General features: G+C 71.2%; 15 protein-coding genes. 8 read left to right on the forward strand and 7 right to left on the reverse strand.

The features are described 5' to 3' along the window. Genes ATL40_RS01065 through ATL40_RS01075 form a run of 3 tightly spaced genes read right to left on the reverse strand, consistent with a single transcriptional unit; the run spans position 1 to position 3,283 of the window. Positions 1–1,071, reverse strand: a complete 1,071-nt coding sequence (locus ATL40_RS01065; protein ID WP_098470191.1) for a zinc-binding dehydrogenase — start codon at positions 1,069–1,071, stop codon at positions 1–3. Between the two features lie 9 nt (positions 1,072–1,080). Beyond that, on the reverse strand, positions 1,081–1,848 hold the full coding sequence (locus tag ATL40_RS01070; RefSeq protein WP_098467922.1) for an SDR family oxidoreductase: 768 nt from the start codon (positions 1,846–1,848) through the stop codon (positions 1,081–1,083). 58 nt (positions 1,849–1,906) lie between these two features. Then, complete coding sequence (locus ATL40_RS01075; RefSeq protein WP_098467923.1) at positions 1,907–3,283, reverse strand: GntP family permease; 1,377 nt, start codon at positions 3,281–3,283, stop codon at positions 1,907–1,909. Between the two features lie 250 nt (positions 3,284–3,533). Here ATL40_RS01075 and ATL40_RS01080 point away from each other — a divergent pair, with 250 nt between their 5' ends. The 3 genes from ATL40_RS01080 to ATL40_RS01090 all read left to right on the forward strand — a co-directional run bounded on the left by ATL40_RS01080 (position 3,534) and on the right by ATL40_RS01090 (position 5,942). Beyond that, positions 3,534–4,247 (forward strand): FadR/GntR family transcriptional regulator, encoded by a 714-nt coding sequence (locus ATL40_RS01080; RefSeq protein ID WP_245866561.1) that lies wholly within the window; start codon positions 3,534–3,536, stop codon positions 4,245–4,247. Positions 4,248–4,374: 127 nt separating this feature from the next. Next, positions 4,375–5,121, forward strand: a complete 747-nt coding sequence (locus ATL40_RS01085) for an ABC transporter ATP-binding protein (protein ID WP_098467925.1) — start codon at positions 4,375–4,377, stop codon at positions 5,119–5,121. Then, positions 5,118–5,942: an ABC transporter permease gene (locus ATL40_RS01090; RefSeq protein ID WP_098467926.1), complete on the forward strand. Its 825-nt coding sequence runs from the start codon at positions 5,118–5,120 to the stop codon at positions 5,940–5,942. The genes ATL40_RS01085 and ATL40_RS01090 overlap by 4 nt, the downstream gene beginning before the upstream one ends. A gap of 19 nt (positions 5,943–5,961) precedes the next feature. Here the strand turns inward: ATL40_RS01090 and pdxY are convergent, their stop codons facing one another. Beyond that, positions 5,962–6,813, reverse strand: a complete 852-nt coding sequence (pdxY, locus tag ATL40_RS01095) for a pyridoxal kinase PdxY (RefSeq protein ID WP_098467927.1) — start codon at positions 6,811–6,813, stop codon at positions 5,962–5,964. 154 nt (positions 6,814–6,967) lie between these two features. Between pdxY and ATL40_RS01100 the strand changes: the two genes are divergently transcribed. After that, positions 6,968–8,212 (forward strand): substrate-binding domain-containing protein, encoded by a 1,245-nt coding sequence (locus tag ATL40_RS01100; RefSeq protein WP_245866564.1) that lies wholly within the window; start codon positions 6,968–6,970, stop codon positions 8,210–8,212. Between the two features lie 200 nt (positions 8,213–8,412). Continuing rightward, positions 8,413–9,063: a M14 family zinc carboxypeptidase gene (locus ATL40_RS01105; protein ID WP_098467928.1), complete on the forward strand. Its 651-nt coding sequence runs from the start codon at positions 8,413–8,415 to the stop codon at positions 9,061–9,063. On the opposite strand, the gene ATL40_RS01110 is transcribed toward ATL40_RS01105, so the two are convergent. Beyond that, on the reverse strand, positions 9,018–10,337 hold the full coding sequence (locus ATL40_RS01110) for an ISL3 family transposase (RefSeq protein WP_425443336.1): 1,320 nt from the start codon (positions 10,335–10,337) through the stop codon (positions 9,018–9,020). The two genes, ATL40_RS01105 and ATL40_RS01110, sit on opposite strands and share 46 nt — an antisense overlap. Positions 10,338–10,547: 210 nt before the next feature. On the opposite strand from ATL40_RS01110, the gene ATL40_RS14920 reads away from it, so the two are divergent. Further along, complete coding sequence (locus ATL40_RS14920; protein ID WP_098467930.1) at positions 10,548–12,998, forward strand: peptidase M14; 2,451 nt, start codon at positions 10,548–10,550, stop codon at positions 12,996–12,998. Positions 12,999–13,108: 110 nt separating this feature from the next. Here ATL40_RS14920 and ATL40_RS01120 read toward each other — a convergent pair whose 3' ends face one another. Together ATL40_RS01120 and ATL40_RS01125 are read right to left on the reverse strand one after the other, a co-directional pair. Next, a complete protein-coding gene (locus tag ATL40_RS01120) occupies positions 13,109–13,621 on the reverse strand; it encodes an O-acetyl-ADP-ribose deacetylase (RefSeq protein ID WP_098467931.1) in 513 nt (170 codons plus the stop codon). 16 nt (positions 13,622–13,637) lie between these two features. Beyond that, positions 13,638–14,102 (reverse strand): VOC family protein, encoded by a 465-nt coding sequence (locus ATL40_RS01125; protein ID WP_098467932.1) that lies wholly within the window; start codon positions 14,100–14,102, stop codon positions 13,638–13,640. A gap of 180 nt (positions 14,103–14,282) precedes the next feature. On the opposite strand from ATL40_RS01125, the gene ATL40_RS01130 reads away from it, so the two are divergent. Beyond that, positions 14,283–16,739: a LuxR C-terminal-related transcriptional regulator gene (locus tag ATL40_RS01130; protein WP_098467933.1), complete on the forward strand. Its 2,457-nt coding sequence runs from the start codon at positions 14,283–14,285 to the stop codon at positions 16,737–16,739. A gap of 298 nt (positions 16,740–17,037) precedes the next feature. Continuing rightward, on the forward strand, positions 17,038–17,406 hold the full coding sequence (locus tag ATL40_RS01135) for an RNA-binding S4 domain-containing protein (protein ID WP_098467934.1): 369 nt from the start codon (positions 17,038–17,040) through the stop codon (positions 17,404–17,406). Positions 17,407–17,409 lie beyond the last annotated feature (3 nt).

Genomic DNA, 17,409 nt, shown 5'->3' on the forward strand with positions numbered 1-17,409 from the left:
TCAGTCCCTCTCGCTCGCCAGGGTCACCAGCACCTTGCCAGACCGGTCCCCGTCGCGCGCCACGGCGAAGGCCTCGGCGACCTCGTCCACGCCGAACTCGTGCGTGATGACCGCCTCGAGTTCGGGGTGCGCGGCCAGCATGGTCACGGCCTCGTCGATCTCCCCGGCGAAGCGGAACGTGCCGAGCATCACCAGCTCCTTGGCGAGCATCGGGGCGAGGTTGACCGGGCGCGGTTCGTTCGCGAGCATCCCGAGCTGCACCACCACGCCGCGGCGGGCCGCGGCGGCCACCGCGGTGGTGACGGCGGGCGCCGCCCCGGAACACTCCAGCACCAGGTCGAACGCGCCGGCGGGGATCTCCTCCTCACCCGCCCGGTAGGTGGCCCCGGCCCCCAGCTCGCCGGCGCGGGCCAGCGGACCGGCGAGCACGTCCGAGGCGGAGACCTCCGCACCCCGGGCGACGGCGGCCGCCAGGGCCAGCAGGCCGATCGGGCCGGCGCCGGAGACCAGCACCCGCACGCCGGCCAGGTCGCCGTCGGTGTTGTCGGAGCCGTTGTCGGAGCCGGCGGTGCCGGCGCCGTGCCGGGCGGCCAGGGTCAGGCCGTGCAGCGCCACCGCGAGGGGTTCGGCGAGCGCTGCACGGCGGATCGGGAGGTCGCCCGGGAGCACGCGGACCATGGGCCGCTCCACCACGAGGTACTCGGCCATGGCGCCCTGGGTGTGCGGCCAGGTGGCGGCGCTGCCCAGGTAGGAGCCGCCCGGCCACAGGTGCGGGGCATCGGCGAGACCGGCGAGCTCCTGACCGAATCGGGCGGGGTGCACGGTGACCGGGGTGCCGGGCGCAAGCTCGCCGGACGGGTCGCTCTCCACCCAGCCGGACAACTCGTGGCCGGGGGTGAGGGGCTCGCGGATCGTGTACTCCCCGGTGGCGCCGCGGGCGTAGTAGTTCAGGTCCGAGCCGCAGACGCCCACGTGGGCCACGCGCAGCAGGACCTCGCCGCTGCCGGGGGTGGGGATCTCGCGGTCGACGACCTCGATCTGCTGGGCGCCGGGGATGACGACGGTGCGCATGCTGGTCACTCAGACCACCGCCGTCATGCCGCCGTCGACCAGGATGTTCTGGCCGGAGACGAAGCTGGTGGCATCGCTCGCGAGGTAGATCAGGGTGCCGACCAGTTCCTCGACCCGTCCCCACCGCTGCGCGGGGGTGCGCTGTGCCAGCCACGCGCTGAAGTCCTCGTCCTGAACGAGCGCCGTGTTCATGTCGGTGGCGAAGTAGCCGGGGGACAGGGCGTTGACCTGGATGTTGAACCGCGCCAGGTCGGCCGCCATGCCCTGGGTGAGCATCACCAGCCCGCCCTTGGAGGCGGAGTAGGGCGCGATGGTCTGGCGGGCGAGCTTGGACTGCACCGAGCCGATGTTGATGACCTTCCCCGAGCCGCGCTCGGCCATCGCGGGGGTGATCTGCCGGGAGACGTAGAACGCCGAGGACAGGTTCGCCTGCATCAGGGCGTCCCAGTTCTCCGGCTCGAACTCGGTGAACGGGGCGCGGCGCTGGATGCCGGCGTTGTTCACCAGGATGTCGGGCACGCCGTGCTGCGCGAGCAGGGCGGCCACGCCGTCGCAGACCGCGGCGTTGTCGGTGACGTCGAAGGTGACGGTGGCCGGGGCGCGACCGGTGCGGGCGGCGATGTCGTCCGCGGTGGCGGCCAGTGCCTCGGCGTTGCGGCCGTGCAGGATCACGCGGGCGCCGGCCTCCGCCAGGCCCGTGGCCATCGCGCGGCCCAGGCCCCGGGAGGAGCCGGTGACCAGCGCGAGGCGGTCGGTGATGTCGAACAGGGAGGTCATGCTGCTCCTTCTCGGGCGGTGGGTGCTCTGGCGGCTGCGGGTGGGAATCGGGGTGGGACTAGAAGATCGCGAACAGCACGCCCACGATCGCGAACGCGACCACGGACTCCAGCGCCTGCTGCACGGTCCAGGTCTTCAGGGTGGTCTTGACGTCCATCCCCATGAGGCGGCCCACGAGCCAGAACCCGGAGTCGTTGACGTGTCCGGCGAACACCGACCCGGCGGCGGTGGCCAGGGTGATGCAGGCGATCTGCATCGCGGAGAAGTCCGAGGCGGCCACGGCCGGGGCCATCAGGCCGGCGGCGGTCACCAGGGCCACGGTCGCCGAGCCCTGCGCCAGGCGCAGCACCACGGCGATGAGGTAGGCCGCCACGATGATCGGCAGGCCGAGGTCGGACAGGGCCTCAGACAGCGCGTCGCCGATGCCGGAGGCCCGCAGCACGCCACCGAACATGCCGCCGGCGCCGGTGATGAGGATGACCGAGGCGACCGGCCCGAGGGAGGAGTCCAGCACCTTCTCCAGGGCGGTGCCGTGCTCGCCCCGCCGGGTGCCGAGCACGACGCTGGCGACCAGCACCGAGATCAGCAGCGCCACCGGCGAGTTGCCGATCATGATGAGCGCCTGCACCCAGGTGGCATCGCCGTCGACCGCCCCGGTGCTGGCCAGCGTGGTCAGGCCCGTGTTGAGGAAGATCAGCAGCAGGGGCAGGAGCATCACACCGATCACGGCGCCGACGCTCGGCGGGTTGGCGGGCTGGTCCTCGTCCACCGCGCCGAACAGGTCAGGGACCGGGAGTGGGATGCGCTGGCCGATGAAGCGACCCCACAGGTAACCGGTCACGTACCAGGTGGGGATCGCCACCACGAGGCCGATCAGCAGCACCAGGCCGAGGTTGGCGCCGTAGAACTCCGAGGCGGAGACGGGGCCGGGGTGGGGCGGCACGAACACGTGCATCACCGAGAAGGCCGCGGCGGCCGGGATGCCGTAGAGCAGCACGTTGCCGCCCATCCGGCGGGCGACGGCGAAGATCACCGGGAGCATCACCACCAGTCCCGCATCGAAGAAGATGGGGAAGCCCATGATGAGGCTTGCCAGGCCGAGGGCGAAGACGGCGCGCTTCTCGCCGAAGAGGCCGATGAGGGCGTCGGCCAGGACCTTCGCGCCGCCGGAGTGCTCCACGAGTTTGCCGAGCATGGCGCCGAGGCCGACCAGGAGCGCGACGCTGCCCAGCGTGCCGCCGAATCCGCCGGTGAGCACGCCCACCAGTTCACTCAGCGGCAGGCCGGTGGCGATGGCGGTGAGCAGGGAGGCGATGATCAGGGTCAGGAAGGCGTGGACCTTGAACTTGATCACCAGGGTGAGGATCAGGGCGATCGCGCCGGCGGCGATCAGGAGGAGCGGCCCCGCGGTGAGGGTCTGCGTCCAGTCGTCCATGTGGATCTCCATCGATCGGGTGTCGCCCGACGAGCATCCGAGCCGGGCGCTGGGCGAGAGGTGCGTGCGCCGTGACGTCGGTGTCGCCGGTGGGTGTGGTCGTGCGGACGATCGTGACAGATAAGTCTGACTTAATCAATAGTGAGACTTAATGGGTCGGGCGGCTGCGGGGTCCTCCGGCGCGGGCAGGCGTCCGGGCGGGCCGACACCTACGATGGTGGTCCCGCCCGAACCGCCAGGAGGTCCCGCAGTGCTGCAGGCAGGAGTGCTCGACGACCTCGGTCAGCGCATCGCAGGCGGCGCCATCACCCCGGGCACGGTGCTGACGATCGCGGGGCTCGAGGAGCACTACGGGGTCTCGCGGTCCGTGGTCCGCGAGGCGATCCGCGTGCTGGAGGCGATGCGGATGGTCAGCGCCCGGCGGCACGTGGGGATCACGGTGCGTCCCCGCACGGAGTGGAACGCCCTCGACACCCGACTCATCGGATGGAATCTCGCCGGCCCCGGGCGCACCGCGGAATTGGGCGCGCTCATGGAGTTGCGCGTGGCGATCGAGCCCGTCGCCGCGCGACTGGCGGCAGTTCGGGCGAGCCCGCAGCAGCGGCAACGCTTCACCGAGCTCGCGGCCCGGCTACGGGACCTGGGGAGTCAGGGTCTGGGGGAGAGCGAGGAGTACCTCACCACGGACATCGCCTTCCATCACCTGATCCTGCAGGCGAGCGGGAACGAGATGTTCGCGGGTGTGCTCGGTGACGTGATCGGGGAGGTGCTGGCCGGGCGCACCCGGCTGGGCCTCTCGCCCTCCAACCCTGTGGTCGAGGCGCTCGATGCGCACGAGGAAGCGGCGCGCGCGCTCATCGAGGGCGACGGCGCAGCCGCCGAACGCGAGATCCGCGCCATCGTCGTGGAGGCCCACAGCGCGGCGCTCGCGGAGGGCGCCGCGCGGGAGCCGCACCAGCGCTGAGTGGCGCGCCGCCGCCGAGTGTGGGCGGCACCGAGCGGGTGGGTTCGGCAGTGCGGCGGCGCGCGGACCCGGCACAGGGGCACACTCGGCGCGGTGCCCATGAGCTGGCTCTAGGGTTGAAACCGTGATGCCCGCCCTCACCTTCGACGCCGTCAGCATGACGTTCCCCGACGGCACCCAGGCCCTGGACGCGCTCGACCTGACCCTCACGCCCGGGGAACTGGTCACGCTGGTGGGCCCCTCGGGCTGCGGCAAGACCACCGCGCTGCGCCTGGCCGCGGGCCTGGAGCAGCCCAGCGCGGGGCGAGTGATCCGCCCGGGCAATGACGCCGTCGTCTCCTACGTGTTCCAGGACCCCACCCTGCTGGAATGGCGCACCGCGCTACGCAACGTGGAACTCGTGGGCGAGCTGCGCGGCCGACCCAAGGCGCAGCGGCGCGAGCGGGCGCGGGAGGCGCTGGACGCGGTCGGGCTGGCGGGCTTCCACGACCGCCACCCGCGCCAGCTCTCCGGGGGCATGCGGATGCGCGTCTCCCTGGCCCGCAGCCTCGTGGCCGACCCCGCCCTCGCCCTGTTCGACGAGCCCTTCGGTGCGCTGGACGAGATCACCCGCCTGGACCTGCAGACCCAGTTGCAGCACCTGGTCACCGAGCGCGGCCTCGCCGGGCTGTTCATCACCCACAGCGTCTCCGAGGCGGTCTACCTCTCCCACCGGGTGCTGGTCATGGCGCCCCGCCCCGGCCACGTGGTCGCCGCCGTCGAGATCCCGTGGGCGCACCCCAGGCCCGCGGAACTGCGCTACACGGCCGAGTTCGCGGAACTCTCTGGGCACGTCTCCGCGCTGCTGCGCCAGGGCATGCGTGATGTCGCATGAGCGCGCCACACGGACAGTCACGGGTGCCCTCCCGCGCCCACCGCGCCGCCGCCGGTGCTCTCCCGATCCTCGCCGCCGTGCTCGGCATCCTGCTGATCTGGACCGTGGTGAGCATGGTGCTGCTCGACCCCGCGCGCCGCTTCCTGCTGCCGCCCCCCTGGGAGGTGGCGAGCGTGCTCGGGCAGCCCACGATCATGGCGCCGATGCTGGCGGCCCTGGGGCGCACGACGGCGGTCGCTGCCCTCGGCCTGCTGCTCGCCGTGCTCCTCGGCACCGGATGGGCGGTGCTCATGGCGCAGTCCCGCGTACTGGAGCGGATCCTATACCCCTACGCGGTGATCCTGCAGACCATCCCGATCCTCGCGCTCACCCCGCTGATCGGGATCTGGTTCGGCTACGGGTTCCCGGCCCGCGTCGTCGTGGCGGTCATCATCGCGATCTTCCCGATGATCTCCAACGCCTTCTTCGGGCTGACCTCGGCGCCGAGCGCGCAGGCGCATGACCTGTTCACCCTGCAGCGCGCCAGCCGCGCCCAGCGCCTGGCGAAGCTCCAGGTGCCCGCGGCGGTCCCGAGTTTCTTCACCGGCCTGCGCACCGCGGCCGGGCTCAGCGTGATCGGCGCGATCGTCGGGGACTTCTTCTTCCAGCAGGGTGACGTCGGCATCGGCGGACTGCTGCGGCAGTACACCCAGCAACTCAACATGAACGCCCTCATGGTCGCCGTGGCGCTCACCGCACTGTTCGGCGTGCTGGTGTTCAGCCTGTTCGCCGCGCTGGACCGCTGGGTGGTGGGCCGCTGGTACGGGACCGCCTCGCGGTAGCGGCAGAACCCTCTCGGGGTCAGCGGACCCGGCGCACCTCGAACTGCATCCGCGGGTGCGCGTAGGACTCCTGCGCCTCCACGAGCTGGAGCTCGCGCTGCCCGCTCTCGTGGGTCAGGGTCAGCAGGTCGAACACCGAGGACGTGGTGCGCGCAAGGGCCAGCGCCGCATCCCCGGTGGCCCGGTAGTGGGAGGTGAACAGCGCCGCCGTCACGTCCCCGGAGCCGTTGGCCTTCATCGGCAGCAGCGGCGTCTGCACGATCCATGCGCCCTCGGGCGTCACGGCGAGCATCTCGATGGTGCCCTCGGGCCGGTCCGGCCGCTCCACCGAGGTGACCAGCACCGTGGCGGGGCCCATCGCCCGCGCGGCGTCCGCCGCGGCGAGGGTGGACTCCAGCGTGTCCGGCTCGGTGCCGGTGAGGAAGCCGAGCTCGAACTGGTTCGGGGTGATCAGATCGGCGTGCGGCACCACCCGCTCGCGCAGCAGCACCGGGATCGCGGGTGCCACGAAGCAGCCGGACTTCGCATTCCCCATCACGGGGTCGCAGGCGTAGATCGCGCTCGGGTTCGCGGCCTTCACCCGCGCCACCGCGTCGAGGATCACCTCGCCGATGCCCTCACCGCCCTGGTAGCCGGAGAGCACCACGTCGATGTCCGCGAGCGCCCCGCGCTCCTGGATCCCCGTGACGACCTCGCGCACGTCCTCGGGCGCCAGCAGCGGTCCGCGCCACGCGCCGTACCCGGTGTGGTTGGAGAAGTGCACGGTGAACACCGGCAGCACCTCCACGCCGATGCGCTGCATCGGGAAGACGGCGGCGGAGTTGCCCACGTGGCCGTAGGCGACGGACGACTGGATCGAGAGCACCTTCATTCGGATCACCCTATGCCGCCGCCGTGGCCGCAGCGACACGGCAGCGGCACGGCAGCGGCGCCGCTGGGGCCGGGTCGCAGGGCGTACGCTGTGCTCGCCGCTGAAATTGCCAGGGACCGCCGGCTGGTCCCCCAGAGCCCGAAACGGATCCACGATGCCTCGCGCACCCCACCGCACCTTCCTGCCCACCACGGCCCCCAGCACCACAGCCCCGATCACCAAGGCGCCTATCACCGCAGCGCTCGCGCTGACCCTCACCCTGGCCGCCTGCTCGGGCACGAGCGAGGGGGGCGACGGCGCAGGGGAGGCTGCGTCGTCGGGCACCTCTCCCGTGGCCGAGGCGGGCAGTGCCCTCGACCTCGCCGAGGTGTGCCCGGCCACGGTGGTGATGCAGCAGGACTGGCAGCCCGAGGCCGAGCACGGCGGGATGTATGAGTTGGTGGGCGAGGGGTATGAGATCGACACCGACATCAAGGCGGTGCGCGGGCCCCTGGTGGCGCAGGGCACGGACACCGGCGTGGAGATCGAGGTCCGCGCCGGCGGGCCGAACGTCGGCTACCAGAACGTCTCCGACCTGATGTACCTCGACAGCGACATCCTCATCGGCGCGGTGAACACCGACCAGGCGATCAGCGCCGCGGTGGCCGGGCGCCCGGTGGTGACGCTGGCGAGTCAACTCACGCTGTCCCCGCAGATCTACATGTGGGACCCGGCCACCTACCCCGAGGCGGAGACCATCGCCGACGTCGCCGCCGCCGGTGCCACCCTGGTCACCGGCGGGCCGCTGATCCCGAGCCTGCTGGCCGCCCAGGGGATCGTGGACATGGATCAGGTGGACACCTCCTACGAGGGCACCCCGCAGCGGTTCGTCACCGACCCCACGATCATGCAGCAGGGCTTCGGGACCATGGAGCCCTACCAGTACGAGTTCGAGGTGGCGCAGTGGGGCGAGCCCGTCGCCTACCAGTACCTGCACGAGCTGGGGTACGCGATCTACCCCGAGCCGATCACGGTGCGTGAGGCGGACGTGGAGGCGCAGGCGGCGTGCCTGGAGCGGCTCGTGCCGATCCTGCAGCAGTCCCAGATCGACTACCTCGCCGCCCCCGAACGTACCAACTCCCTGCTGGTGGAACTCGTGGAGGCGTACCAGACCTCCTGGACCTACACCGCGGAGGTTGCGGACTACTCCGCCACCTCGCAGGTGGCCGACGGCCTGGTGTTCGATGACCCCGCGACGGGGGTGTTCGGGGCGATCGACGGCGAGCGGGTTGCCGAGGTGGTGGAGCGGTTCGTTCCGGCGCTGCAGGCCGCCGGGTCGTTGCCACCGGAGGTTGATGTGGACCCGGAGGCGCTGTATGACAACCGGTTCATCGACGAGACGATCAGTCTGGGGGAATGAGGCGTGGACGGCGGGACTCGTGGCCGAGAGGAACGGGCAACGACTTTGCTTTCCTTCAGGTGTCCTTGGAGAAACCTATGCGTAATCTGGGGGTAATGGGCGCTCCCTAGCCTGGGACGGCCCGCGGACCGACTGGCCGGTCCGCGGGTGCCTCCGGCTCCGCGGACCCCGGAGGCGCCGCCCCTTGGAAATGGAGTCCCATGACCCCCCATCGACGTGTCATTGCCGCGAGTGCAGCAGTCGGCGCACTCGTCGTCTCCCCCCTGCTCGTGGCCCCGGCCGCCGTCGCCCTGGAGACCACCGACGCCTACGCCGTCGTCACCCCGGTCTCGGACCAGGTCACGCCGCCCGCAAGCTACCCCTACCAGCCCGAACTGCGGGTCTTCGAGGAGGATCCCACCGACGCCTCGCTCGACCGCGGCGCCGTGCCCTACGACGCGATCGCCCCGAAGCTCACCGAGCTGATGACGCTGACCGACCGGATCTCCACCCAGGTGGTGGGGCAGTCCGAACTGGGCAAGGACATCTACCTCGTCACCGTCACCGCACCCGAGACCGAGGCCGAGACCGCGCAGCAGGCCGCCTGGCGCGAGAAGATCAAGCACGACGCCGCGGCCGCGGCCGTGGATGAGGAGCTCAAGGCCGGCTACAAGGTGCCGTTGTGGTTCAACGCGAACATCCACGGCAACGAGTGGGACGGCACCGACGCGGTCCTGGAGTACCTGGAGTACCTCGCCACCGCGCCCGAGGACGAGGTCGCGGACGTCCTTGCCAATAATCGGGCTCTTCGGACATCCGGTGGGGGTCAGGGGGTGAGTCCGCCGGCGGCGAGGAGCATGCGTAGGCGGTAGTTGTCGCGGTTGCGGTAGCCGCGGGCGAGGCGGCGTGCGAGCTCGACGATCCCGTTCACGGCTTCGGTGCCGCCGTTGTTCGCGCGGCCGGTGGTGAAGTAGGCCAGGAACGCCTCGCGCCATTTGCGTAGCGTGCGGCCCAGGCGCGCGATCTCCGGGATCGGGCAGGTGTGGAACGTGGCCAGGATCTTCTCGGCCAGTGCCCGGCCGTGGGTGGTGTCCCTGGCCTGGTAGGCGGCTCGGAGGTCCTGGGCGCAGCGCCAGGCGATGTAGACGGCTTCGTGGGCGGGGTCGGCCTCGATCGCGGCCGCGAGGCGGTTCAGCTGCTTGTCGGTGAGGTTCTCTGCCCCGGCTCGCAGCAGGCGCTGGATGCCGTAGAGCGGGTCGCCCTTGCGGCCTCGATGCCCGGTGGTGTCTTGCTGGACCCTTCGTCGGACTTCGTCCACGGCCTGGGTGCCGAGCTTCACGACGTGGAAGGCGTCCAGGACCGCGACGGCGTCGGCGAGCTCGTCATCGATCGCGCTCTTGTAGCCCCCGAACGGATCCAGTGCCGCGATCTGGATCCCGGACCGGAAGACCTCTCCGCGCCCGGTGAGCCAGTCGGCGTAGGCCTTCTTCGACCGTCCTGGCACCAGGTCCAGCAGTCGGGCGTGGAGGCGGCCCTTCTCGTCGCGGGTCAGGTCGACCATCCCGGTCAGCTCCTTGGGTCCCTTCCTACGGGGGTCGCCGTGGTGCCAGATGTGTTCATCGACCCCGAGCGAGGTGACCCCGGCGAACCGGGACTCATCAGCGTCCAGCCGCTCCAGTTCGGGTCTGATCGCGCGCCAGGCCGTCTTCCACGCGATCCCGAGCTGGCGTCCCAGCCCGCTGATCGTGGCGTGCTCACGCCGTAGCTGATCGATCGCCCACCCGATCGCGCGAGTCGTGACCGATCCCCGCGCCGCGACCAGGCCCGGGACCTGCTCGCTGAACATTCCGCGCGGGCACCCCGGATCAGGGCAGCGCCACAATCGTTGCCGCCAGAGCAGTTCCACACGTGCCCCGGCGTGGGGAACATCGTGGAGGCGCCGCATCCGACGGCCGCGGCTCGCAGCCACGACACCGCAGTCGGGACAGCCCATCAGACGCCACGGCGTCGAGACCGTCACCGCGAGCAGGTCCGCCTCGCGCTCCACCGCCTCGACCTGCACGCCCGGCAAGCCGAGCAGCACGTCACAGCGCGAGCATGGATCCGTGGTCGCGGGTGCCGCAGGGCACCCCGTAGCGTTGGTCAACGTCGAGGTCTCCGGAACGAACAGTTGCTTGGTCGCTACTGATCATCGGGGACCTCGACCCCTACCCCCGGACTACCGCGCCGACACCCTTACTCCCCACCGGATGTCCGAAGAGCCAATAATCGGCTGTACTTCACGGTCACGAACAACCCGGACGGCCGCGCCCTGGGACAGCGCGCCACCGCCACGGACTTCGACGCGAACCGCGACATGATCACCGGCGCCACGAAGGAGGCCGTGCTGATCCGCGACCTGACCGCGGTGATCCAACCGACCAACTACCTGGACATCCACGGCTACACCAACGTGCTGCAGGTCGAGCCCTGCGGCCCCCCGCACGGGGAGAACTACGAGTACGACCTGTTCCTGCCCACCGCCTACGACATGGCGTTGGAGATCGAGCAGAACGTGGTCGCCGCGGACATCGAGGGCAACACCTACCTCGACCGCGAGACCGGCCGCGTCACCACCGAGAACACCGGGTACATCAAGATCCCCTACCGCGACATCCGCTCCGGGTGGGACGACTGGCCGCCGATCTTCACCCCGCAGTACGTGGCCTACCAGGGCGCGATCACCAACACGGTGGAACTGCCGCTGGGCCGCACCGGCGACCAGGAGGAGAGCGAGCGCCGCCTGGACGTGAACAAGCAGGTGGCGCGGATCGTGATCGAGACCGCGGTGGAGCAGGTGAACACCACCGGCGACCTGCTGCTGGAGAACCAGATCGAGATCTTCCGCCGCGGCGCCGCCGGCGAGCCGCTGGTGGAGATGCCCGCGGACGTGGACCCGACCACGATCCCCGGACCGGACGAGTGGGCCGATATCTGGGACGCCTCCGATGTCTCGGGCGCCGAGTTCCCCCGGGCGTACGTGATCCCGATGGGCGGCACGCAGCGCTCCGAGACCGATGCGGTGACCCTGGTCGATCAGCTCCTGGCCAACGGCGTGGAGGTGGACCGCGCCACCACCGAGATCACCATCGGTGGCACCACCTACCCGGCCGGGAGTTTCGTGGTGGACATGCACCAGCCGCTGCGCGGCATGGCGAATGTGCTGCTCGACGAGGGCAGCGACATCTCCGATGTCGTGCCCTCGATGTACGACATCTCGGCCTGGAGCCTCGCGCTGCTGTGGGGTGCCACGGTGGACAGTGTGGGTGACACCACGGACGGTCCGCTGCCCGCGGGTCTCGAGCAGATCACCGAGACCGCGCCCACGGGGTCGGTGCCGGAGCAGGGCTGGTACCTGGAGCTGGAGATGCGCGGCACCGCGGAGTACCAGGCACTGACCGCGCTGCTGCAGGCCGGGATCCCGGTCTCGCTCTTCGAGGACGGTGATGTGATCCTCGGCCCCGACGCGGAGTCGCACGCCGCCGCGGTGGCCGTGGCCGAGGCGTACGGGGTGAGCTTCCTGGCCTCCGACGGTTCGCGTCTGACCGCGGAGGAGTCCGTCGGGCTGGATGAGGCCGTGGTCGCCTACACCGGGGACGCGGGGGATGTGACGTCGCTGGCGCGGCTCGGGATCACCGAGCCGCTGGCGCTGAGCAACGACGCCCTGGTCTCCGGTGAGCTCGACCTCGACGAGGTCGATGTCCTCTGGATCGGCTCGAACCCGCGGATCTCCGACGAGGCCGCCGTCGCGGCGATGGCCGAGTGGATCGCGGCCGGGGGCGACGTGGTCGGTGACGGCACCGCCGCCGCGGACTTCGTGGCCGAGTACGGCATCGCCGAGGTCACCGCGACCAGCGGCACCCGCAGTTCCAACGGGATCGCCCGGGTGAGCGACGCCGATGGCGGGCTGCTGGCCACCTACCCGCAGGAGCACGCCTTCGGGTACTCCTTCAGCTGGTTCTCCGACCTGCCCGAGGGCGTCGAGGTGGAGCAGACCTACGCCGTGGAGGACACCTTCGTGGCCGGGCACTGGCGGGCCGCGGAAGGCACCTCGCCGGCGGATGCCGCCGGGCAGGCCTCGATCGTCTCGACCGAGACCGAGGCGGGTAGCCGCGCGGTGCTGTTCGGCACGACCCCGACCTTCCGGGCCCACCCGGTGGGTGCCCTCAGCCAGATCGGCCGCGCGCTGTACTGGGCGGCCGATGCCGAGGGTGAGGGTGTCATCGACCCCGCTGACATCGTGGATGAGAACCCGCTGACCGCGATGGTCGACGGCGAGGCCTCCGAGGGCGAGACCCTCACCGCCGTGGTGGCGCAGGACTGGGAGATCACGGCCTACCAGTGGCTGCGCGACGGCGAGGCGATCGAGGGTGCGACCGGGGCGACCTACGTGGTGACGCCGCAGGACGGCGGGGCGATGCTCGCGGTGCAGGTCACCGGGTCCAAGCCGCTGTACACCGACGTGACGGTGGTCTCCGAGGCCGTGGGCCCGGTGCCCGTGGTCGAGCCGACGCCCGACCCCACCGGTAGCCCGACCACTGACCCGACCACGGACCCGACGACCGACCCCACCACGGACCCCACCACGGACCCGACGGGTGACGCGACGACCGACCCGACCGATGGGTCGAGCTCGGGTGGTTCGGGCGGTGGCCTGGCGAGCACCGGCGTCGGCGTCGCCGGCCTGGCCGGTGCGGCGCTGCTGATCGTGGTCGGCGGAACGGTGATGGCCGTGCGCCGCAAGAACGCGGGGGAGTCGGCCGAGTAGGGCGCGACCCCGCGTGGTCGCACCGCGTGTAGTCCACGTGTAGTCCGCACGTAGTCCATACCGAGCAGCGAGGGCGTGGGACCGGCCGGTCCCACGCCCTCGTTCGTGCCTCAGCGACCCGCCAGGGCCTCCTCGAACGCCGCCAGCACCCGTGGGCTGAAGAGCACGAAGGTCACCTCCGCGACCTGGGTCCGTGCCGCCCGCACGGCGGCGACGGCGATCCGCCCCGCCTCGTGTGCGTCCCACCCGTACACCCCGGCACCCACCGCGGGGAACGCCACGGTGCGTGCCCCGAGGTCGTCGGCCACCCGCAGGGAACTGGTGAAGCAGGAGGCGAGCAGCGCGGGATCGGTCTCACCCGCGTGCCGGTTGGGCCCGACCGTGTGGATCACCCACCGCGCGCGCAGATTGCCCGCCTGCGTGGCCACCGCCTGCCCGACACCGAGCCCGTCGGGGTACTCCCGCTCTCGCAGCGCGCGGCACTGCGCGAGCAACTCGGGGCCGGCGGCGGCATGGATCGCGCCGTCCACCCCGCCGCCACCGAGCAGGGTCGAGTTCGCCGCATTGACGAGCGCGTCGCCGCTGAAGGTGGTGATGTCGCCCAACTGTGCCCGGATCCGCATGCGGCGAGGGTAGCGACTACCCCTGGCGTGCTGCCTCCAGGGCGGCGAGGTCGAGTTTGCGCATACCCATCAGCGCGGCATTCACCCGGGCATCGGCCTCGGCGTCACCGGTGAACACGGGTGCGGCCGGCTCGATCTGCCAGGAGACGCCGTACCGGTCCTTCAACCAGCCGCACACTCCCTCCTGGCCACCCTCCGCCGTCAGGGTGTCCCAGTAGTAGTCGACCTCGGCCTGGTCCTGGCACGCGATCTGGAACGAGATGGCCTCGCTGAAGGTGAACTCCTTCCCGGCGTTCAGGGCCACGAAACGCTGACCGTCCAGCGTGAAGTCGACTGTGAGGACGGTGCCGGCGGGGTAGGGCGCTCCCTGCGGATAGTGAGAGATCGCGTCGATGTGCGATCGGGGGAAGACCGTGACGTAGTACTCCGCGGCCTCCTCGGCGACGCCGTCGAACCAGAGGCACGGGGTGAGCGTGGGCATGGTGTCCTCCTTGGTGAGGGTGGCGCAGGTGCGCTGGTGTCGGTATGACCGTGGCCGAGGGCGAATCTCACCGGTTGCGCACCGGATGCGTATCCACGGCGCGCGTCGGCATACTGGGAGGTGCAGAGTCGGCCGTGGGGATGGCTGAGCGCGGGGCATCGGACAAGGTGCAGGAGTCGCATGTTGCAGGTTGGCACGTCGCGCGATGGCCGCGCGCTGCTGGAGCGTCCCCGCGTGCTGGAGCACCTCGATCGAGGGTTACGGCACCCTGTGGTGTTGCTCGGCGGGCTCAACGGGATGGGTCGGGTCACCGCCCTGACGCAGTGGGCACAGGTGCACGGTGCAGTGCTGGTGCAGCCGGGAGCATGGGATGCGCAGGCCGCCGCTCAGGTCGTCGCGGCTGTCGCGACCGGGCAGCGCACGCTCCTGGTCCTGAGCGCGCGGGATCCCGGACTGGGAGAGGCACTCGAGCACGCGCGTTCGCTGGGTGGGCTCGATGCCTACCTGCACGTGGTGGTGCGCGGTGGCGTCGCTCTGGGCGTGGATTCCGCGGCGTTGACGCGCCATAGCGGCGTCGAGGTGGCCTCCGTGGATCCGCGCCTGTTGCTGTTCACGCGGTCCGAGATCATGGAGTTGGGTCGACTGCACGCTCGCGAGATCGACGAGATCGAGGCCGGGGAGATCCTCGACGCCACGTCCGGTCATCCGGAACTCGTGGTGTCGTGCCTTCGGCGCGATGACGAGCGCGACGCCCGCGACCAGTCGTGGCTGGAGGTAGCGGTCGGTGTGGTCCGTGAGAATCTGACCGCGCAGGGCCCGAACACTCTGCTGCCGACGGACCTGCGGGCGCACCTGCGGCGCGTCGCGCTGCTGGGCGGCGTTCCCACCCGGGTGACCAACGCCCTGGCAGCTCGGCAGGGGTGGGCCGAGGACTTGCAGGACCTGGTCGCATGTGGCCTGGTGAGCATCGGCCCCCAGGACTCCTTCCAGATCGTGGAGGTGCTCGGCCGCGCTGTGAGCGCATCAGCTCCCGAGGTGGTGCGGTGCGACTCCCGCACGGCCGTGCGCGCCGCACAGGAACTCTGGGCAATGGGGGAGGTGGCGTGGGCACTGCACGTCCTGGAACAACGCGGGGAGCGTGCCGACCTGATCACGGTGCTCCTCGCCAACGGCTCGAGCCTGCCTGATCTGGGTGTCACGCGGATCCTCGATCTCGAGCGACGCTGGTCGATCGCGGTGGAACCGGAACTCGCGGTCCTGGTGGCGCGCGCCCTGGTGGATCTCACGATGCCAGGGCACGACGCCCGATTGACGCCGGGACGACTCGAGCGTGCGGCCGGGCTCCTGGTCACCCTCCCCGGGACGATCCCGGCACGGCTGAACGTGATGAGCGCACTGGTGCAGGGTCCGGTGGAGCGCGGCAACGGGGATGCGGCTGCCTCGAGTGAGACGCTGCGCGCGGCCCTGGCCGAGGTGGAGGCAGGGTCAGGCGCGGTCGAGGCCCCGCTCCACGCGAGCCTGCTCGCGCAGAGTGCGGTTACGCACCTCTCGCTCGGGCAGTACCGCGAGGCGGCAACAGCGTTGGCGGGTGCGGAGACGCTCGACGATTCCGGGGTGCCGGCAGCGATCGCGCGCGCGGGCGCGCCGATGGTGACGGCCACGATCGAGACGCCCCGCTGGAGGGATCTGGACGATGGGGCGCAGCCTGCGGCCGCGCGCCGACTCGGGGCCTACGGCCGCGCGTTCCGGGCCTTCTCACGGCTCCAGATGGACGAGGGCGCACGACTGCTGCGCAGCGAGTTCGGACCCGCGGGCGCGGAGCCCGCGCGTGACCCGCTGGTCCTGGAGGTGCTGGCGCAGCAACTGGAGAGCGTGGCCGCGCTGGCGACCGGCACCCAGGAGAGTGCGCTGTGGAACCTCGACGTGCTCGAGCGGGCGCTGGAGGGGCGGAGCCTCACCGCCTTCGAGACCTCGATCCTGCGGGCGAGCCGGGCGGAGCTGCTCAGCGAACTCGACCGGGTTCCCGAGGCCGAGGACCTGCTGCGTGATGGACTCGGGCAGTTCACCTCGACCGACCGGGTCTACGCCCGGGTCCAATGGCGCGCCGGACGCCCGGAGGTGGCGCTGGAACTCCTGGAGCCGGTGATCACCGATGATCACGTGCTGGAGTCCCGGCAGACGGTCTGGGCCTATGTGCTACACGCTCTGGCCGCCCGGGACTGCGATCGGATGGAAGAGTCGAACGACTCGCTGCGCCGGGCACTCGCACTCGCCGCCCGTAACGGCAATCTGATGCCGTTCGCGCGTCACGGCTGGGCGGTGCTGGTGGGGCTGGTCAGACAGGCTCAGCAGACCCACCTCGATCCCGCCAGCGCCATGATCGTCGGCGAGCTGGAGCGTGCGGTGGCCAGTCAGGCAAGAACCCACCTGTTGGGGAGGCTCTCCGCCCGCGAGCAGGCGGTTCTCACGGCGGCCGCGCAGGCCGCGGATGCGCACGCACTCGCGGAGTTGCTCTTCGTCTCCCCCAACACCATCAAGACACAGATGCGACAGGTCTATCGGGCGCTCGGCGTGCGGGGCTTCTCCGAGGTGCGGGTGGTCTCCCGGGCGTTGGAGCGCGACGCGCCGGCGCAGTGACTCCGGCGGGCGCCGGGGCGAGGTCGTCCCAGGTGACTGCCGAGGTGAACTCTGTGGTGAGTTCCCCGGTCGGACCTTGCCACTGCTGCGTCTGGCGCCAGGGCGCGGTGAGGATGGGGCTCGCCACGGTCCCGGGTAGGTGTGCACCACTGCGGTGCGTCTCCGACGCACGATCTCGCCCCGATGATCCGCAGTGATCCCCTCTGCGCATCAGCGCCGGGATCGTGGCACTGGCGGTGCAGCGCGGCGCCGTGCCGTGTAAGAGGAAGCCCTCCCGCGGCGTCGTAGGCTGCCGGACATGGCGAATGCGGCGCGGGTGGATGTGTGGCTGTGGGCCGTGCGGATGTTCAAGACCAGATCCGCTGCACAGGCCGCCTGCCGCGGCGGGAAGGTGCGGGTGGACGGTGTGCCCGCCAAGCCCGCGACCAGCGTCGGTGTCGGGTCGCGGGTCACCGCCCTGGTGGGGGACCGCCAGCGGGATCTGGAGGTCACCGGCATCCTGCTCAAGCGCGCGGGCGCCCCGATCGCGCAGCAGTGCTACATCGACCACACCCCACCGCCCCCGCCGCGGGAGTTCGTGGCGCCGGCCGGTACCCGGGAGCGCGGTGCGGGGCGGCCGACCAAGCGGGAGCGCCGGGAGATCGACCGGCTGCGCGGCCGACGCTGAGAC

Origin of the sequence: Serinibacter salmoneus, from assembly GCF_002563925.1 — a bacterium.
GTDB classification, from domain to species: domain Bacteria; phylum Actinomycetota; class Actinomycetes; order Actinomycetales; family Beutenbergiaceae; genus Serinibacter; species Serinibacter salmoneus.

Coding starts and splice junctions, on each gene's coding strand:
- ATL40_RS01085 (WP_098467925.1), top strand. CDS start 4,375: ATGCCCGCCCTCACCTTCGACGCCGTCAGCATGACGTTCCCCGACGGC.
- ATL40_RS01065 (WP_098470191.1), bottom strand. CDS start 1,071: ATGCGCACCGTCGTCATCCCCGGCGCCCAGCAGATCGAGGTCGTCGAC.
- ATL40_RS01105 (WP_098467928.1), top strand. CDS start 8,413: ATGACCCCCCATCGACGTGTCATTGCCGCGAGTGCAGCAGTCGGCGCA.
- ATL40_RS01100 (WP_245866564.1), top strand. CDS start 6,968: ATGCCTCGCGCACCCCACCGCACCTTCCTGCCCACCACGGCCCCCAGC.
- ATL40_RS14920 (WP_098467930.1), top strand. CDS start 10,548: ATGATCACCGGCGCCACGAAGGAGGCCGTGCTGATCCGCGACCTGACC.
- ATL40_RS01125 (WP_098467932.1), bottom strand. CDS start 14,102: ATGCCCACGCTCACCCCGTGCCTCTGGTTCGACGGCGTCGCCGAGGAG.
- ATL40_RS01070 (WP_098467922.1), bottom strand. CDS start 1,848: ATGACCTCCCTGTTCGACATCACCGACCGCCTCGCGCTGGTCACCGGC.
- ATL40_RS01135 (WP_098467934.1), top strand. CDS start 17,038: ATGGCGAATGCGGCGCGGGTGGATGTGTGGCTGTGGGCCGTGCGGATG.
- ATL40_RS01120 (WP_098467931.1), bottom strand. CDS start 13,621: ATGCGGATCCGGGCACAGTTGGGCGACATCACCACCTTCAGCGGCGAC.
- ATL40_RS01130 (WP_098467933.1), top strand. CDS start 14,283: ATGTTGCAGGTTGGCACGTCGCGCGATGGCCGCGCGCTGCTGGAGCGT.
- ATL40_RS01090 (WP_098467926.1), top strand. CDS start 5,118: ATGAGCGCGCCACACGGACAGTCACGGGTGCCCTCCCGCGCCCACCGC.
- pdxY (WP_098467927.1), bottom strand. CDS start 6,813: ATGAAGGTGCTCTCGATCCAGTCGTCCGTCGCCTACGGCCACGTGGGC.
- ATL40_RS01075 (WP_098467923.1), bottom strand. CDS start 3,283: ATGGACGACTGGACGCAGACCCTCACCGCGGGGCCGCTCCTCCTGATC.